This is a genomic window from Streptomyces sp. NPDC059142, from assembly GCF_042755665.1.
GTDB lineage: Bacteria > Actinomycetota > Actinomycetes > Streptomycetales > Streptomycetaceae > Streptomyces.
The window spans coordinates 14881-31325 of the sequence record NZ_JBHZDA010000027.1; the positions used below are offsets into that span (position 1 = coordinate 14881).

General features: G+C 71.6%; 10 protein-coding genes. 6 read left to right on the forward strand and 4 right to left on the reverse strand.

The genetic code is table 11. From position 1 onward, the window contains the following. The first annotated feature begins 210 nt into the window (after positions 1-210). Entirely contained in the window at positions 211-852 is a 642-nt protein-coding gene (locus tag ACFXPK_RS13115; RefSeq protein ID WP_385074709.1) for a superoxide dismutase, read from the forward strand. A 112-nt stretch (positions 853-964) separates the two neighbouring features. Here the strand turns inward: ACFXPK_RS13115 and ACFXPK_RS13120 are convergent, their stop codons facing one another. Next, complete coding sequence (locus tag ACFXPK_RS13120) at positions 965-1603, reverse strand: DsbA family protein (RefSeq protein ID WP_384997408.1); 639 nt, start codon at positions 1601-1603, stop codon at positions 965-967. Between the two features lie 204 nt (positions 1604-1807). On the opposite strand from ACFXPK_RS13120, the gene pepN (ACFXPK_RS13125) reads away from it, so the two are divergent. After that, on the forward strand, positions 1808-4387 hold the full coding sequence (gene pepN, locus ACFXPK_RS13125; protein ID WP_385074713.1) for an aminopeptidase N: 2580 nt from the start codon (positions 1808-1810) through the stop codon (positions 4385-4387). Positions 4388-4561: 174 nt separating this feature from the next. Continuing rightward, on the forward strand, positions 4562-5659 hold the full coding sequence (locus tag ACFXPK_RS13130) for a hypothetical protein (protein WP_385074716.1): 1098 nt from the start codon (positions 4562-4564) through the stop codon (positions 5657-5659). A gap of 56 nt (positions 5660-5715) precedes the next feature. Here the strand turns inward: ACFXPK_RS13130 and ACFXPK_RS13135 are convergent, their stop codons facing one another. Beyond that, positions 5716-6879, reverse strand: a complete 1164-nt coding sequence (locus ACFXPK_RS13135) for a serine hydrolase domain-containing protein (RefSeq protein ID WP_385074719.1) — start codon at positions 6877-6879, stop codon at positions 5716-5718. 89 nt (positions 6880-6968) lie between these two features. Continuing rightward, the gene (locus ACFXPK_RS13140; protein WP_385074723.1) at positions 6969-7460 is read right to left on the reverse strand and encodes an NUDIX hydrolase; all 492 of its coding nucleotides are present in this window, start codon (positions 7458-7460) and stop codon (positions 6969-6971) included. A gap of 249 nt (positions 7461-7709) precedes the next feature. Here ACFXPK_RS13140 and ACFXPK_RS13145 point away from each other — a divergent pair, with 249 nt between their 5' ends. Then, positions 7710-11048, forward strand: coding sequence for a S8 family serine peptidase (locus ACFXPK_RS13145; RefSeq protein WP_384997398.1), 3339 nt, complete (start codon positions 7710-7712; stop codon positions 11046-11048). A gap of 177 nt (positions 11049-11225) precedes the next feature. Beyond that, on the forward strand, positions 11226-12254 hold the full coding sequence (locus ACFXPK_RS13150; protein ID WP_384997395.1) for an aspartate-semialdehyde dehydrogenase: 1029 nt from the start codon (positions 11226-11228) through the stop codon (positions 12252-12254). A gap of 51 nt (positions 12255-12305) precedes the next feature. On the opposite strand, the gene ACFXPK_RS13155 is transcribed toward ACFXPK_RS13150, so the two are convergent. Beyond that, positions 12306-13505 carry an MFS transporter gene (locus ACFXPK_RS13155; RefSeq protein WP_385074727.1) on the reverse strand — a complete coding sequence of 400 codons (1200 nt, stop codon included), beginning with the start codon at positions 13503-13505 and terminating at the stop codon, positions 12306-12308. A gap of 151 nt (positions 13506-13656) precedes the next feature. Here ACFXPK_RS13155 and pepN (ACFXPK_RS13160) point away from each other — a divergent pair, with 151 nt between their 5' ends. Continuing rightward, the gene (pepN, locus tag ACFXPK_RS13160) at positions 13657-16260 is read left to right on the forward strand and encodes an aminopeptidase N (protein WP_385074730.1); all 2604 of its coding nucleotides are present in this window, start codon (positions 13657-13659) and stop codon (positions 16258-16260) included. The last annotated feature ends 185 nt before the right edge of the window (positions 16261-16445 follow it).

The window sequence follows — 16445 nt, forward strand, 5'->3', positions numbered from 1 at the left end:
CCAACCACTACGCGGAGGGCAGCGCGTTGTCGACGGTGTCACACGGAGGTGCGGCACCGAGGTGCCGCACCGGGGTGCCACACGGGATTCGCTCGCACCGGGGGCGGAGGCGGCCACGCCCGTCGGCGGTGTCACGCAACCACCCCACCCCTCTTGCTGCTAGCGTGCAGTTGCATAGGATGCGCAATAAGACAGCCGGAGGGGCCCGCCATGGCCGTGTACACACTTCCCGAACTGCCGTACGACTACGCGGCGCTCGAACCGGTCATCGATCCGCAGATCGTGGAGCTGCACCACGACAAGCACCACGCGGCGTACGTCAAGGGCGCCAACGACACGCTCGAACAGCTCGCGGAGGCGCGTGACAAGGAGACGTGGGGGGCGATCAACGGGCTGGAGAAGAACCTCGCGTTCCATCTCTCCGGCCACATCCTCCACTCCATCTACTGGCAGAACATGTCGGGCGACGGCGGCGGGGAACCGCTCGCCGCCGACGGGGTCGGTGAGCTGGCGGACGCCCTCACCGAGTCCTTCGGCTCCTTCGCGGGCTTCAAGGCGCAGCTCGGCAAGGCCGCGGCCACCACGCAGGGCTCCGGCTGGGGCGTACTGGCGTACGAGCCGGTCAGCGCGCGGCTGATCGTCGAGCAGGTCTACGACCACCAGGGCAACGTCGGTCAGGGCTCCGTGCCGATCCTGGTCTTCGACGCCTGGGAGCACGCCTTCTACCTCCAGTACAAGAACCAGAAGGTCGACTTCATCGAGGCCATGTGGAAGGTCGTGAACTGGCAGGACGTCGCCAAGCGCTACGCGTCCGCCAAGGAGCGCACCCACAGCCTCCTGCTCGTGCCCTGACGGGCACCCCACACGTCCTGCTCGTGATCGTCTTCTCACCCTTCACGTGCGGACGGAAGGACGAAGGGCCCCCGCGAGGCCAGAACTCGCGGGGGCCCTTCGGTGACCGCGGCTACTCGAAGCTGGGCGCAGCCGTGCGGGTGCGCTTGATCTCGTAGAAGCCGGGGATCGACGCGACCAGCAGGGTGCCGTCCCAGAGCTTCGCGGCCTCCTCGCCCTTGGGCGCCGGCGTGACCACCGGGCCGAAGAAGGCGATCTGCTCGCCGTCGGCGCCGGGGACCGCGATGACCGGGGTGCCGACCTCCTGGCCGACCTTGTCGATGCCCTCCTTGTGGGAGGCGCGCAGCTCGGTGTCGTACGTGTCCTTCTCGGCGTAGTCGATCAGGTCGGCGGGCAGCCCCGCGTCGGCCAGCGCGGCGGCGATGGACTCGCGGTTCGCGCCCTCGCCCCGGTTGTGGATACGGGTGCCGAGCGCGGTGTAGAGCTTCCCGACGACCTCGTCGCCGTGGAGCTGGCGGGCGGCGGTGACCACGCGCACCGACCACCAGGACTTGCCGCCGGGGAGCATGTTCGCCCGGTACTCCTCCGGAAGCTGGTCGAGCTTGTCCTCGTTGAGGACCCCCAGGCTCATCACATGCCAGCGGACCTCGATGTCGCGGACCTTCTCCACTTCGAGGACCCAGCGCGAGGTCATCCAGGCCCAGGGGCACAGCGGGTCGAACCAGAAGTCAACAGGCGTCTTCTCGGACATTTCTCTCCTCATGGCGGACGGACGCACCTCACCGAGGGGAACGCGGGGATCGGGCGGAGGCATTCCCACGTTCCCGGGCCCGGCGCGTTCCGTCTCTCCGGGCTCACCGCGTTCCCGCGTTCCCGCTGTCAGTGGCACGTGCGAGGATCGTTGCTGTTTCGGACGAGCGAGACTCGCGACGGAGCGAGCCACAGAGGAGAGACCGTGCCCGGTGAGAACCTGTCCCGCGACGAGGCCCGTGAGCGGGCCGACCTGCTGTCCGTAGACGGGTACGAGGTGGCCCTCGACCTGCGTTCGGCGGTCGGTGAGGCGGACGGGGACGCGCCGCGGACCTTCCGCTCCGTGACCACGATCCGGTTCCGCTGCGCGGAGCCCGGCGCGTCGTCCTTCGCCGATCTGATCGCGCCGGGCGTGACCTCGGTGACGCTCAACGGGCTCGACCTGGACCCGGCGGCCGTCTTCGACGGCAAGCGGATCGCCCTGGAGGACCTGCTCGCGGAGAACGAGCTGACGGTGGACGCGCGGTGCGCCTACAGCCGTACGGGCGAGGGCATGCACCGCTTCGTCGACCCGGAGGACGGCGAGGTCTACCTGTACACGCAGTACGAGCCCGCCGACGCCCGTCGAGTTTTCGCCAACTTCGAGCAGCCCGACCTGAAGGCGCCGTACCGCTTCGAGGTGACGGCGCCCGAGGGCTGGACCGTTCGGAGCAACGGCGCGGGGGTGCTGACGGACGGCACCTGGCGGTTCGCGGAGACGAAGCCGATCTCGACGTACATCACGGCCGTGCTGGCCGGTCCGTACCACGAGGTGACCGACTCCTACCGGCGCACGTTCGAGGACGGCACGGTCCTGGAGATCCCGCTGTCCGCGCTCTGCCGCAAGGGGCTGGCCCGCTACTTCGACGCGGAGGACGTCTTCCTCGTCACCAAGCAGGGGCTGGACTTCTTCCACGACCACTTCGACTACCCGTACCCCTTCGGGAAGTACGACCAGGCGTTCGTGCCGGAGTACAACCTCGGCGCGATGGAGAACCCGGGGCTGGTGACCTTCCGCGAGGAGTACATCTTCCGCGGCCGGGTGACCTCCGCGTCGTACGAGCGCCGGGCCAATGTGATCCTGCACGAGATGGCGCACATGTGGTTCGGCGACCTCGTCACGATGACGTGGTGGGACGACCTGTGGCTGAAGGAGTCCTTCGCCGACTTCATGGGGTCCTTCTCGCTCGTGGAGGCGACCCGCTTCCGCAACGGCTGGATCACCTTCGCCAACAACCGCAAGTCCTGGGCCTACCGCGCCGACCAGCTCCCCTCCACGCACCCCGTCACGGCCGACATCCGTGACCTGGAGGACGCGAAGCTGAACTTCGACGGGATCACGTACGCCAAGGGCGCCTCGGTGCTGAAGCAGCTCGTCGCGTACGTGGGCCGCGACGCGTTCCTGGAGGGCGCCCGGCGCTACTTCAAGCGGCACGCGTACGGCAACACGCGACTGCGCGACCTGCTCGCCGTCCTGGAGGAGACCTCCGGGCGGGAGCTGGCGGGCTGGTCGCGCTCCTGGCTGGAGACGGCCGGGGTCAACTCCCTGACGCCCCAGCTCACCTGTGACGCCGAGGGCCGGATCACCGAGCTGGCCGTGGTGCAGGACGCCGCCCCCTCGCACCCCGAGCTCCGGCCGCACCGGGTGGCGGTCGGGCTCTACCGGCGCTCGCCCTCCGGCGACCTCGTGCGGTACGCGCGCGCCGAGACGGACGTGGACGGGCCGCGTACGGTCGTCGGGGAGCTCGCCGGGGCCGAGCGGCCCGAGTTGGTCCTCGTCAACGACGACGACCTGACGTACTGCAAGGTCCGCTTCGACGGGGGGTCGCTGGACACCCTCCGCGACCACCTCGGCGATCTCACGGACCCGCTGGCGCGCGCCCTGTGCTGGTCGGCGCTGTGGAACCTCACCCGCGACGCGCTCATGCCCGCCCGGGACTTCATCGGGCTGGTCTTCCGGCACGCGGGCCGCGAGTCGGACATCGGCGTCCTCCAGATGCTGCACGCGTGGGCGCGCTCGGCGCTCACCCACTACGCGGCGCCCGCCTGGCGCGCGGAAGGGGCGCTGCTGCTGGCGCAGGGCGCGCTGCGCGAGCTGCGGACGGCGGAGCCGGGCAGCCAGCACCAGCTCACCTGGGCGCGCTTCTTCGCCTCGGTCGCCGAGACGGAGGCGGATCTCCAGCTTCTGCGCGGCCTGCTGGAGGGCACGGCGAAGATCGACGGGCTCACCGTCGACCAGGAGCTGCGCTGGGCCTTCCTGGAGCCGCTGGCGGCGCACGGGGAGGCGGACGAGGCGGCCATCGACGCCGAACTGGCGCGGGACGACACGGCCTCGGGCAAGCGCCACCAGGTGCGCTGTCTGGCGGCCCGCCCCTCCGCCGCCGTCAAGGCGCAGGCGTGGGCGCAGGTCGTCGAGGGCGACTCGCTGTCGAACGCGCTGGTGGAGGCCACCATCGCGGGCTTCGCCCGGCCCGGCCAGCGCGAGCTGCTGGCCCCGTACACCGGGAAGTACTTCGAGGCGATCGAGCGGGTGTGGACGGAGCGCTCGATCCAGATCGGCATGTACGTGGTCCGGGGGCTCTTCCCGGGGCTCCAGGACGACCGTACGACGCTGGAGGCGACCGAGTCCTGGCTCGCGGCGCACCGGAACACGGCGCCCGCGCTGCGCCGGCTGGTCATGGAGGCGGCGGACGACTTGGCGCGATCGCTGCGCGGACAGGAGTGCGACGCCGCGGCGGCGGGCTGAGCGACGGGGTTCACCACCGCCCCGGGCACCTGCGGAATCACTGGCTCCGGTGGTGAAAGACGGTCTGTCTGATCGGCAGTCGAACACCCTTACTTTAGTACGAGGTTGTCCGGTTTTGCCGACAGATTCGTCACGGCGGTTAGTCCCCCCGCCTCGCGGGGGGAGACACCCGGCATGAACAACAACACCCCGGTCTCCCCCCGCACCTTCCCCCTCGGCGGGCTCTCCGCCGATGTGCGGTCCCGCGTCCTCTCCTCGGCGCAGCTCCGTGAGCACGGCGTACCGGCCGGGCGGGTCGCCGCGCGGTGCCGGGCCGGTGGCCCCTGGCAGCAACTGCTCCCGGGGGTCTTCCTGTTGCACTCCGGGCCGCCGACCGCGGAGGAGCGGCTGCACGCGGTGCTGCTGTACGCGGGCCGGCCGACCGCCACGGGCAGCGGGGAGGTGCCCGTACAGCCCGGCCCCGACACCCCGGCCCCGGCGCCCGCCACCGTCCCGTACAGCACGGTGATGGTCACGGGGCTCGCGGCGCTGTCGCTCTACGGGTTCTCGTCCGCTCCCCCGCTGCTCGCCCTGGAGCGGATCGATGTCCTCGTGCCGCGCACCCGGCGGCTGCGCTCCACGGGGTGCGCCCGGCTGATCCGCGCGCATGTGCTGCCGCTGCCCGAGCTGATCGACGGCCGGCCGGTGGCGCCCGTGGCGCGGGCGGTGGCCGACGCGGTGGCCCATCTGTCGGACGCCGCCTCCGTGGTGGAGGTGCTGACGGAGGCGGTACGCAGCGGGCACTGCGACCCGGCCACGGTCGTCAGGGAGCTGAGCCAGTCCGGGCTGCTCTCCCGGCAGCACGTGGTGGACGCGGTGGACACCCTGCTCGCGGAGGGACGGAGTCTGGCGGAGGGGCGGCTGTACGAGCTGGTGCGCTCGTACGGGCTGCCGGAGCCGGTGTGGAACGTCGATCTGCGGCTGCCCGGCGGGCCGCACCTCGGCGGGGTGGACGCGTACTGGCCGGAGCGCGCGGTCGCCATCGAGCTGGACACGCGGGCGCCGCGGCCGGGCGGGCGGCGGGACGCCGGGCCCGATCTCTCGGACGACGAGCAGTGGTCGGCGACGGTCCGCAAGCGCGAGCATCTGGAGCTGCTGGGCATCACCGTCGTCCATCTGACGCCGCGCAAGCTGCGGGAGTCGCTGGAGCAGCAGGCGACCGTGGTCCGTACGGCGCTGATGGCGGCGGACGACCGGGATCCGGCGGCCCGGGTGGTCGTCCTGCCGAGATGACGGCGGCCCGGGGCGGGGGCGCGTGGCACCGCTCCCCCGCCCCGAACCGTCTCCGCTCAGTCGCAGAACTCCGCCTCGTAGACCGTGCGGGTGTCACCCGCCCAGTCGCCGTTGAAGTTGAGGGCGAACGCGTGGCCGCCGTCCTCCGTGGCGAGCGCGACGGAGGAGGAGCCGTGGATTCCGCCGCCGTGGCCCCAGAGCGCCTTGTCGCAGGAGAGCGGCTGGCGCCTCAGGCCGAGTCCGTAGCCCGGCCCCGACGTGTTGGGGCCGCCGTCCTCCGTCGACACGGTGTCCCGCATCTCGGCGAGCTGGCGCGCGGGCAGCAGTCTCCCCTGGAACAGCGCGGTGAAGAAGGTGTTGAGATCGGCCGTGGTGGAGATCATCTCGCCGGACGCGCCCGCGATCGAGGGGTTCAGCTCCGTGACGTCCTCGACCCTGGGGGCCGGCTCGACGGCGAGGAGGCCGTAGGCGCGGCTGGAGGGCTGGGGCAGCCGGGCGGCGGTGCCGGGGACGCTGGTGGCGCGCAGCCCCAGCGGACGCAGGATGCGCCGCTCGATCTCGGCGGCGTACGGGCGTCCCGTCACCTTCTCCACGATCATCCCGGCGAGTACGTAGTTGGTGTTGGAGTACTTCCAGTCGGTGCCCGGGGCGAAGTCGGGCCGGTGCGCCAGGGCTGTGTCGACCAACTGGCGTGCCGTCCAGGTGTCGTAACGGTGCTCCAGGAACTTCTCGCTGAAGACCTTGGCGCGGAACTCCGGGTCCGCCGTGTAGTTGAAGAGGCCGCTGGTGTGGTTGAGGAGCCGGCGGACGGTGATGGCGTGTCCGTCGTTGCCGTTGCCCCGGACCACCCCGGGCAGATGGGAGGCGACGGTGTCGTCCAGGTCGATCCGGCCTTCGGCCTGGAGCTGGAGGAGGACGGTGGCGACGAACGTCTTGGTGATGGAGCCGATGCGGAAGCGGTCGTCCGGCGAGCGCTTCTGACCGGTGGTCACGTCGCCGACGCCCGCGACACCGTGCCAGACGCCGCGCCGGTCGCGGGTCCCGGCCACCGCCCCGGGGACGCCCTCCTCGACGGCGGTCTCGATCGCGCGCTGGGTGGCGCCGTGCGCGGGACCGCGTGTGCCGGTCGCGGCCGTGGCGGGGCTCACCAGCGCGGTGCCCGCGAGGGCGGCGGCCACCAGCGTCACCGTGCAGGCGGTGCGGATCGTACGTGTCCCCATGTGAACTCCTCCTGATCAGCGGGCCCGGTCCCTGGGGAGGACCCCGGCCACCGGGGCGGAGTTGACCGGTCACAGGGGACTGACCTGTTTCAGCCGTTCTCCGGCCGGGCGCTGTCCACCGGGCCGTCGTCCGGACCGGCGACGCGGCCGAGGGCGGGGCGCTCGCGCCACAGCCGTACACCCACGTCGACGAGTTCGACGCGGTCGAGCTCCGCGAGCGCGTCCAGGCTGTGCCAGGCGGCCAGATCGGTGGAACCGCCCTCCTCGGGGCGGAGTTCGCCGCCGGTGATCCGTCCCTCGTAGATGATGCGCAGCCCCTGGAAGTCGGCGAAGGCGCCCAGCTTGCGGGGGTAGCGGCGGCGGATCGAGTCCACGCCCAGGAGCGTGGTCATCTCGCTGGTGTGGCCGGTCTCCTCCTCGACCTCGCGGACCGCGGTGTCGACGGGGTCCTCGCCGTGGTCCATGCCGCCGCCGGGCAGCGTCCAGCGTTTGGTGCCGTCCTTCGCGACCCACCGGGCGAGGAGGATCTGTCCTTCGTGGACGCAGACGGCGTAGGCGGCCACTCGTAGCTCCTGGTTCATTCCGTGAGCCTAGGGCCTGTACGGGGTGGTGATCCGGGCCCGCGTGTCCGTTCCTGGGCCGCCACCCGCCGGGCGTTCATCCGGTGTCGGTCCCCCGGCCGCCTCCTCGTTGGCGGATCTGACGCGGTGGCGGATCTCCGCCATGACTCAAACGCGCCCCTGACAGCCCTCCACAAAACCCCGACTTGTAGGAAAAACTGAGCGGTCATCCGGTACCGCAATCCGGACTGTCTCTTTCATCGAACAAGGATGCTGATGACCTCCGAATCCGACAGCTCCATATCCGGTCCGAGACGCATGGCCCGGGTCACGGCGGCGGCCGGCCTGGTGGCCGCGCTGATGGCCACCGGCGCCGCGCCCTCGTTCGCCGCGACGGGCGCCGACGACCCGGCCGTCCCCGCGCCCGTGAAGTCGTCGGCCGGCTCCGACAAGCTGGGGTCCGCCGACGCCGATCTGCTCGCCAAGGCCAAGGCCGACGGCGAGAAGAGCGTCACCGTGATGATCGCCACCGCGCCGGGCGCCACCCGGCAGGTCACCGGCCAACTGGACGCCGTCGAGGGCGTCGTGGTCGGCAAGACGTACGACAAGCTCGGCTACGTCCGCGCGACGCTGCCCACCGCCAAGGCGGACGCGGCGATCAAGGCGGCCCAGAAGCTCTCGTCGGTCCACGGCATCGACCTCCAGCAGGAGATCGAGCTGGACGACCCGAGGCCCGACGCGGACACCACGAGCGGCGCCGCGGCGTCGAAGAGTCCGGCCGTGAAGAAGTACCCGGCCCCGGACCGGAAGACGCCCGCGAAGAACCCGTACAACCCGTCCTTCGAGACCGGCGCGGTCGACTTCGTCAAGAAGCACCCCAAGGCCGACGGACGCGGCGTCACCATCGGCATCCTGGACACCGGTATCGACCTGGGCCACCCGGCGCTCCAGAAGACCACCACCGGTGAGCGCAAGGTCGTGGACTGGGTGACCGCCACGGACCCGGTCGCCGACGGTGACGGCACCTGGCTGCGGATGAACGCGGCGGTCGACGGACCGTCGTTCACGGCCGCCGGCCGTACGTGGAAGGCGCCGGCGGGCTCGTACAAGTTCACCACCTTCGCCGAACGGGCCACCCTCGGCGGCGACATGGCCGGTGACCTCAACCGCGACGGCGACACCACCGACGTGTGGGGCGTGCTGTACGACCCGGCGAAGGGCACCGTACGCGTCGACCTGGACAACAACGGCGACTTCACCGACGACGCGCCGATGAAGCCGTACAAGGACGGTTTCCAGATCGGCTACTTCGGCAAGGACGACCCGGCCACCCCGGTGGTCGAGCGCATCCCGTTCACCGTCGAGATCCGCAAGGACGTCGTCTACAACGCGGCGGGCGCGACCTCCGACTACGTCAGCATCGGTGTCATCGAGGGCTCGCACGGCAGCCATGTCGCGGGCATCACCGCGGCCAACGGGCTCTTCGGCGGCAAGATGAACGGCGCGGCGCCCGGCGCGAAGCTGGTCTCCTCGCGCGCCTGCACCTGGAGCGGCGGCTGCACCAGCGTCGCGCTCACCGAGGGCATGATCGACCTCGTCGTCAACCGCGGCGTGGACATCGTCAACATGTCGATCGGCGGCCTGCCGCCGCTCAACGACGGCAACAACGCCCGCGCGGAGCTGTACAACCGGCTCATCGACACCTACGGCGTCCAGCTCGTCATCTCGGCGGGCAACGACGGCCCCGGCACCAACACCATCAGCGACCCGGCCCTGGCCGACAAGGTCATCTCGGTCGCCGCGTCGATCTCCAAGGAGACCTGGGCCGCCAACTACGGCTCCGGCGTCTCGAAGAAGTACGCGCTGCTGCCCTTCTCCGCCCGGGGTCCGCGCGAGGACGGCGGTTTCACGCCGACCCTCACCGCGCCCGGCGCCGCCATCAACGCCACCCAGACCTGGTCGCCCGGCGGCCCGGTCGCCGAGGCCGGGTACGCGCTGCCGCCCGGCTACTCGATGCTCCAGGGCACCTCGATGGCCTCCCCGCAGGCCGCCGGCGCGAGCGCGCTGCTGATCTCCGCCGCGAAGCAGAAGAAGATCGAGCTCTCCCCGGCGAAGCTGCGCACGGCGCTCACCAGCACGGCGTCGAAGATCTCCGGTCTCCAGGCGCACGAGCAGGGGGCCGGTCTGATCGATGTCGTGGACGCGTGGAAGTCGATCGAGCGCGCCTCCGGCAAGCACGCGGTCGCCGCCCACGAGTACGGCGTGAAGGCCCCCGTCGACACCGCGCTCGACCAGTTCCTGAAGACCCCGGGCTTCGGCACCGGCGTGTACGACCGCGAGGGCGGGCTCAAGGCCGGCAAGAGCCGGACCTACGACGTCACCATCACCCGGACCACGGGCGGCAAGGGCGCGCTGGAGCACCGGCTGAAGTGGAAGTACAACGACGGTACGTTCCGGCTGCTGGGCAGTGACCGGATCAAGCTGCCGCTCAACCAGCCGGTGACCGTCACCGTGCAGGCGCGGCCCGGTTCCGCCGGGGTGCACAGCGCGATCCTGGAGGTCGACGACCGCCGTACGGAGGGCGTGGACAAGCAGATCCTCGCGACCGTCGTCGTCGCGAAGGACCTGACCGGCTCCTCGAAGCCCGCGTACACCGTCACCGCGAAGGACTCGGTGCAGCGCAACAGCTCCACCTCGTACTTCGTCACCGTGCCGGAGGGCGCCAAGACGCTGGAGGTGGCGCTCGGCGGGCTCGCCAAGGACAGCCAGACCCGCTTCATCTCGCTGCACCCGTACGGCGTGGCGATGGAGAACAGCTCGACGGTCTACTGCTACCCGAACTACCCGAACCCGGCCAACACCTGCCGCCCCGACGTGCGCTCGTACGCGGACCCGGCGCCGGGTGTCTGGGAGATCGAGGTCGAGTCGCGCCGTACGTCGCCGCTGCTGGACAACCCGTACACCCTGGACGTGACGCTGTTGGGCGCCTCCTTCGACCCGGCCGTCACCTCGATCCCCGCCGCGAAGATCGGCACCGCCACGCCGGTCTCCTGGAAGGTCACCAACGGCTTCGCCGCGATCGACGGCACGCTCGGCGGCGGCTCGCTGGGCTCGGCGAAGGTCACCCGCCCGACGATCTCGGACGGTGACCAGCAGACGACCACCGTCACCCTCGGCGCGGGCGTCGAGCGGCTCGACGTGGCCATCGGCGGCACCTCGGACAACGGCGCCGACCTGGACCTGCTGGTCTACAAGGACGGCGTGCGGCTCGGCGCGTCCACGTCGGCGGGCTCGGAGGAGTCCGTGAGCCTGGCTGCCCCGGCCGCCGGTACGTACACGATCGTGGTGGACGCCTACTCGGTCCCGGCAGGGACCACGGCGTACGACTACCGCGACGTCTACTACTCGGCGTCCCTGGGCTCGGTCACGGCCGACACCTCGAAGCCGGTGAAGCTCGCGACCGGCGCCTCGGCGCAGGTCTCGGCGGACGTCCTGGTGAAGAGCGCGGCCCCCGCGGGCCGGCAGTTCTTCGGCGAGGTCAAGCTGCTGAACGCGCGCGGTACGGCCGCGGGCACCGGCAGCGTGATCATCGAGAGCGTCACACCGTAACCCCGCGTCACCGACGGTGAGGGGCGGGCGTCCGAACGGGCGCCCGCCCTTCGCGTGGTCCCGCGCCCCGGGCGGTCCGTGTCCCGCTCCTCGGACAATGGATTGGACAAACCGCCCGTGGACATACGCATCATGAGAGAACGCGTTCCCGGGACAGTCGCGAGTGAAGGAGCCCCAGTGAAGGTCGGAATCGTCGGAGCCACCGGTCAGGTCGGCACGGTCATGCGCAGCATCCTGGCCGAACGGAACTTCCCGGTCACAGAGCTGCGGCTGTTCGCGTCCGCCCGTTCCGCGGGCTCCACCATCGCGTGGGGATCCGCTCAGGTCACGGTCGAGGACGCGGCCGGGGCCGACTACTCCGGGCTCGACATCGTGCTCTTCTCGGCCGGTGGCGCCACCTCCAGGGCGCTCGCCGAGAAGGTCGCGGGACAGGGCGCCGTCGTGATCGACAACTCCTCCGCCTGGCGCCGCGACCCCGAGGTCCCGCTGGTCGTCTCCGAGGTCAACCCGCACGCGATCGCGGACCGCCCCAAGGGCATCATCGCCAACCCGAACTGCACCACGATGGCCGCCATGCCCGTGCTGCGCCCGCTGCACGACGAGGCCGGGCTGACCGCGCTGATCGCCACGACGTACCAGGCCGTGTCCGGCTCGGGGCTCGCCGGGGTCGCCGAGCTGCACGGCCAGGCGCAGAAGGTCGTCGCCGAGGCGGACCGGCTGACGCACGACGGCGGGGCCGTGGACTTCCCCGAGCCCGCCGTCTACCAGCGCCCCATCGCCTTCAACGTGGTGCCGCTCGCGGGCGGCATCGTGGACGACGGCTCCTTCGAGACCGACGAGGAGCAGAAGCTCCGCAACGAGTCCCGCAAGATCCTGGAGATCCCCGAGCTGAAGGTCTCCGGGACCTGTGTCCGCGTACCGGTCTTCTCCGGCCACTCCCTCCAGGTCAACGCCCGCTTCGCCCGTCCGCTGAGCGTGGAGCGCGCCTACGAGCTGCTGAAGGACGCGCCGGGCGTGGAGCTGTCCGAGATCCCGACGCCGCTCCAGGCTGCGGGCAAGGACGTGTCGTACGTCGGCCGTATCCGCGCCGACGAGACGGCGGAGAACGGTCTCGCGCTGTTCCTCTCCGGCGACAACCTGCGCAAGGGCGCCGCGCTGAACGCCGTCCAGATCGCGGAGCTGGTGGCGGCCGAGCTGACGGCCTGACGCAGGCCGCGAGGACGTACACGGCGGGGCGGGCGCCCCGTACCCCCGGGCTCAGTGGCCGGTGGTACGGGGCACCCGCCCCGCCGTCATCCCCGTGCCCAGCGCGACGGCGAGCGCGGCCAGCGCCCCGCCGAGCCCGAACGCCCCGGCGACCTCGTGCCGGTCCACGGCCCGCCCGCCGAGGAGCGCGCCCAGGGCGATGGCCGCGTTGAAGACCCCGGTGAAGAGGGCGGAGCCCGCCTCCCGGTGGCCCCGGACCACCGTCATCAGCCAGCTCTGGGCGCTGACCGGCACCCCGCCGTACGCCACGCCCCACACCAGCAGCAGCGCCACGGCGCCGGCCGGGGAACCGCCCGCGGGGACGGTCAGCAGGACCGTCGTGGCCAGCAGCGCCGCGAGTCCGAGCAGCGCCCCGCGCGGGGCGCGGACGGCGACCGCGCCCGCCAGGAAGGTGCCGGCGAGCGCGGCGGCCCCGTACCCCAGCAGCAGCCCGCTGACCGGCCCGGGGCCGATCCCCTCCACCCGCTCCAGGGCCGGGCGCACATAGGTGTACGCGGCGAAGTGCCCGGTGACCAGCAGCCCGGCCGCCACCAGGACCGCCCGTACACCCGGGAGCCGGAGCAGCCCCGCGACCTCCCGCAGCCGGACCGGCTCCCGCGCGGGCAGCGGCGGCAGCACGGCGAGCAGCGCGGCGGACCCGACGGCCAGCACCGCCATCGCGCCGAACGCCCAGCGCCACCCGACGAGACCCCCCATCAGCGTCCCCGCGGGCACCCCCAGCACGGACGCGACCGCGGTCCCGCTGAAGATCACGGCGGTGGCCCGCCCCACCGAGGCGCCGCCGACCAGCCGCCCGGCGAGCCCCGCCGCGATCGCCCAGACGCCTCCGACACAGATCCCGACCAGGGCGCGCGCCACCAGCAGCACCCCGAAGGCGGGCGCGAGCGCGGAGAGCACATTGGCGGCGGCGAGCAGGAGCAGCAGCGTACGGAGCACGGTCCGCCGGTCGGCGCGGCGCGCGGCGCCCGGCAGCTGGGGCGCGGCGAGCGCCGCGACCAGCCCGGGGAGGGTGACGGCGAGCCCGGCCGTGCCGTCGGACGCCCCCAGCCCCCGCCCGAGGGGGGTGAGCAGCCCGACGGGCAGCATCTCCGTGGTGACGACGCAGCAGGTGGCGGCGGCGACGGCGAGGACGGACGGGGGTAACCCGCTTCCGTCGGTGGGCCGTCCGGTGTCCTGTCCCTTTCGATGCATAGGACAAGCGTTCGCCCGGCGCCGCCCGGGATCAACACCCGGGCGCCCCTGACCTCCCGGGAAGGGCGGGACGGCCCGCTCCGCCACAGCATCTCCCGTACCGGCCGTGGAAGGATGACTCCACACGTCACATACCGAGGAGATGAACCGGGTGCCTGGCACAAATCTGACCCGCGAAGAGGCACAGCAGCGCGCGCGCCTCCTCAGCGTTGACTCGTACGGGATCGATCTCGATCTCAGCGGCGCGCAGGAGGGCGGCACCTTCCGGTCCGTGACCACCGTGCGGTTCCGCAGCGCGGAGGCGGGGGCGGAGACCTTCATCGACCTGGTGGCGCCGGCGGTGCACGAGGTCGTGCTGAACGGCACCGCGCTGGACGCCGCCGAGGTCTTCGCGGACTCGCGGATCGCGCTCAAGGAGCTGCACGAGGGTCCGAACGAGCTGACGGTCGTCGCCCAGTGCGCGTACACCAACACGGGCGAGGGGCTGCACCGCTTCGTCGACCCGGTCGACGAGCAGGCGTACCTCTACACGCAGTTCGAGGTGCCGGACGCGCGCCGCGTCTTCGCCTCCTTCGAGCAGCCGGACCTGAAGGCGACCTTCCAGTTCACCGTGAGGGCCCCCGAGGGCTGGACGGTCGTCTCCAACTCGCCGACCCCGGAGCCCGAGGACCACCTCTGGGTCTTCGAGCCGACGCCGCGCATCTCGACGTACATCACCGCGCTGATCGCCGGCCCGTACCACTCGGTGCACAGCTCGTACGAGAAGGACGGGCAGTCGGTGCCGCTGGGCATCTACTGCCGTCCCTCGCTCGCCGAGTACCTGGACTCGGACGCGATCTTCGAGGTCACGCGGCAGGGCTTCGCCTGGTTCCAGGAGAAGTTCGACTACGCGTACCCCTTCGCCAAGTACGACCAGCTCTTCGTGCCGGAGTTCAACGCGGGCGCGATGGAGAACGCGGGCGCGGTGACCATCCGCGACCAGTACGTCTTCCGCTCGAAGGTCACGGACGCCGCGTACGAGACGCGGGCCGAGACGATCCTGCACGAGCTGGCGCACATGTGGTTCGGCGACCTGGTCACCATGGAGTGGTGGAACGACCTGTGGCTGAACGAGTCGTTCGCCACGTACACGTCGATCGCCTGCCAGGCGTACGCGCCGGACTCGCGGTGGCCGCACTCCTGGACGACGTTTGCCAACTCCATGAAGACGTGGGCGTACCGGCAGGACCAGCTTCCCTCCACGCACCCGATCATGGCGGAGATCCGCGATCTGGACGACGTGCTCGTCAACTTCGACGGCATCACGTACGCCAAGGGCGCCTCCGTGCTGAAGCAGCTCGTCGCGTACGTCGGGCAGGACGAGTTCTTCAAGGGCGTGCAGGCGTACTTCAAGGCGCACGCCTTCGGCAACACGCGCCTGTCGGATCTGCTGGGCGCGCTGGAGGAGACCTCCGGGCGTGATCTGAAGACCTGGTCGAAGGCGTGGCTGGAGACGGCCGGCATCAACATCCTGCGCCCGGAGATCGAGCTGGACGAGGCGGGGAACGTCACCTCGCTGGTGGTCCGGCAGGAGGCCCCGGCGCTCCCGGCGGGCGCCAAGGGTGCTGTGTCCGATGATGCGGCTCCGCCGCGTGGGACACTCCGTCCGCACCGGATCGCGGTCGGCTGCTACGACCTCGACGCGGACGGCAAGCTCGTCCGTACGAGCCGGATCGAGCTGGACGTCGACGGCGAGCGTACGGAGGTGCCGTTCCCCGCGGACACCCCGCGCCCGGCGGTGATCCTGCTCAACGACGACGACCTGTCGTACGCGAAGGTCCGGCTCGACGAGGAGTCGCTGCGCGTGGTCACCGAGCACCTCGGGGACTTCACGCAGTCGCTGCCGCGCGCGCTGTGCTGGGCGTCGGCGTGGGACATGACGCGCGACGGCGAGCTGGCGGCCCGCGACTACCTGGCGCTGGTGCTGTCCGGTGTGGCGAAGGAGTCGGACATCGGCGTCGTCCAGTCGCTGCACCGTCAGGTGAAGCTGGCGCTGGACCTGTACGCGGCGCCCGCGTGGCGCGAGGCGGGGCTGGCGCAGTGGACGGAGGCGACGCTGGCGCACCTCAGGGCGGCGGAGCCGGGCAGCGACCACCAGCTCGCGTGGGCGCGGGCGTTCGCGGCGACCGCCCGTACACCGCACCAGCTCGACCTGTTGCAGGGCCTGCTGGACGGTACGGAGTCGGTCGAGGGCCTGGCCGTCGACACCGAGCTGCGCTGGGCGTTCGTGCAGCGGCTGGCGGCGGTCGGACTCCACGACGAGGAGGAGATCGCGGCGGAGTACGAGCGCGACCGCACCGCGGCCGGTGAACGCCACGCGGCCGCCGCCCGCTCGGCCCGGCCGCTGGCCGAGGCCAAGGCGGAGGCGTGGGCGTCGGTGGTGGAGAGCGACAAGCTGCCGAACTCCCTCCAGGAGGCGGTGATCGGCGGCTTCGTCCAGACCGACCAGCGCGAGCTGCTGGCGCCGTACGCGGAGAAGTACTTCGCCGCGGTGGCCGACGTCTGGGAGTCGCGCTCGCACGAGATGGCCCAGCAGATCGCGATCGGGCTCTACCCGGCGATCCAAGTTTCCCAGGAGACCCTGGACGCGACGGACGCGTGGCTCGCCTCGGCGGGCCCGAACGCGGCGCTGCGCCGACTGATCTCGGAGTCCCGCTCGGGCGTGGAACGCGCGCTGCGGGCCCAGGCGGCGGACGAGGCGGCCGGAGCCGCGTAACCGGCTGCCGCCGGGGCTGTGGTCCGGGCCCGGTGACCGCCCACGGGTGGTCACCGGGCGCCCCTGAGCTGGGGATTGGCGAAATTCGACGCGTCTTGAAGGAACCGGATCGCTGAGACAGAACCCGGACATCCACGGGATCGTTTGAGGATCGACCCAGCCCTAATGTCGTCGGTGTCAGCAGG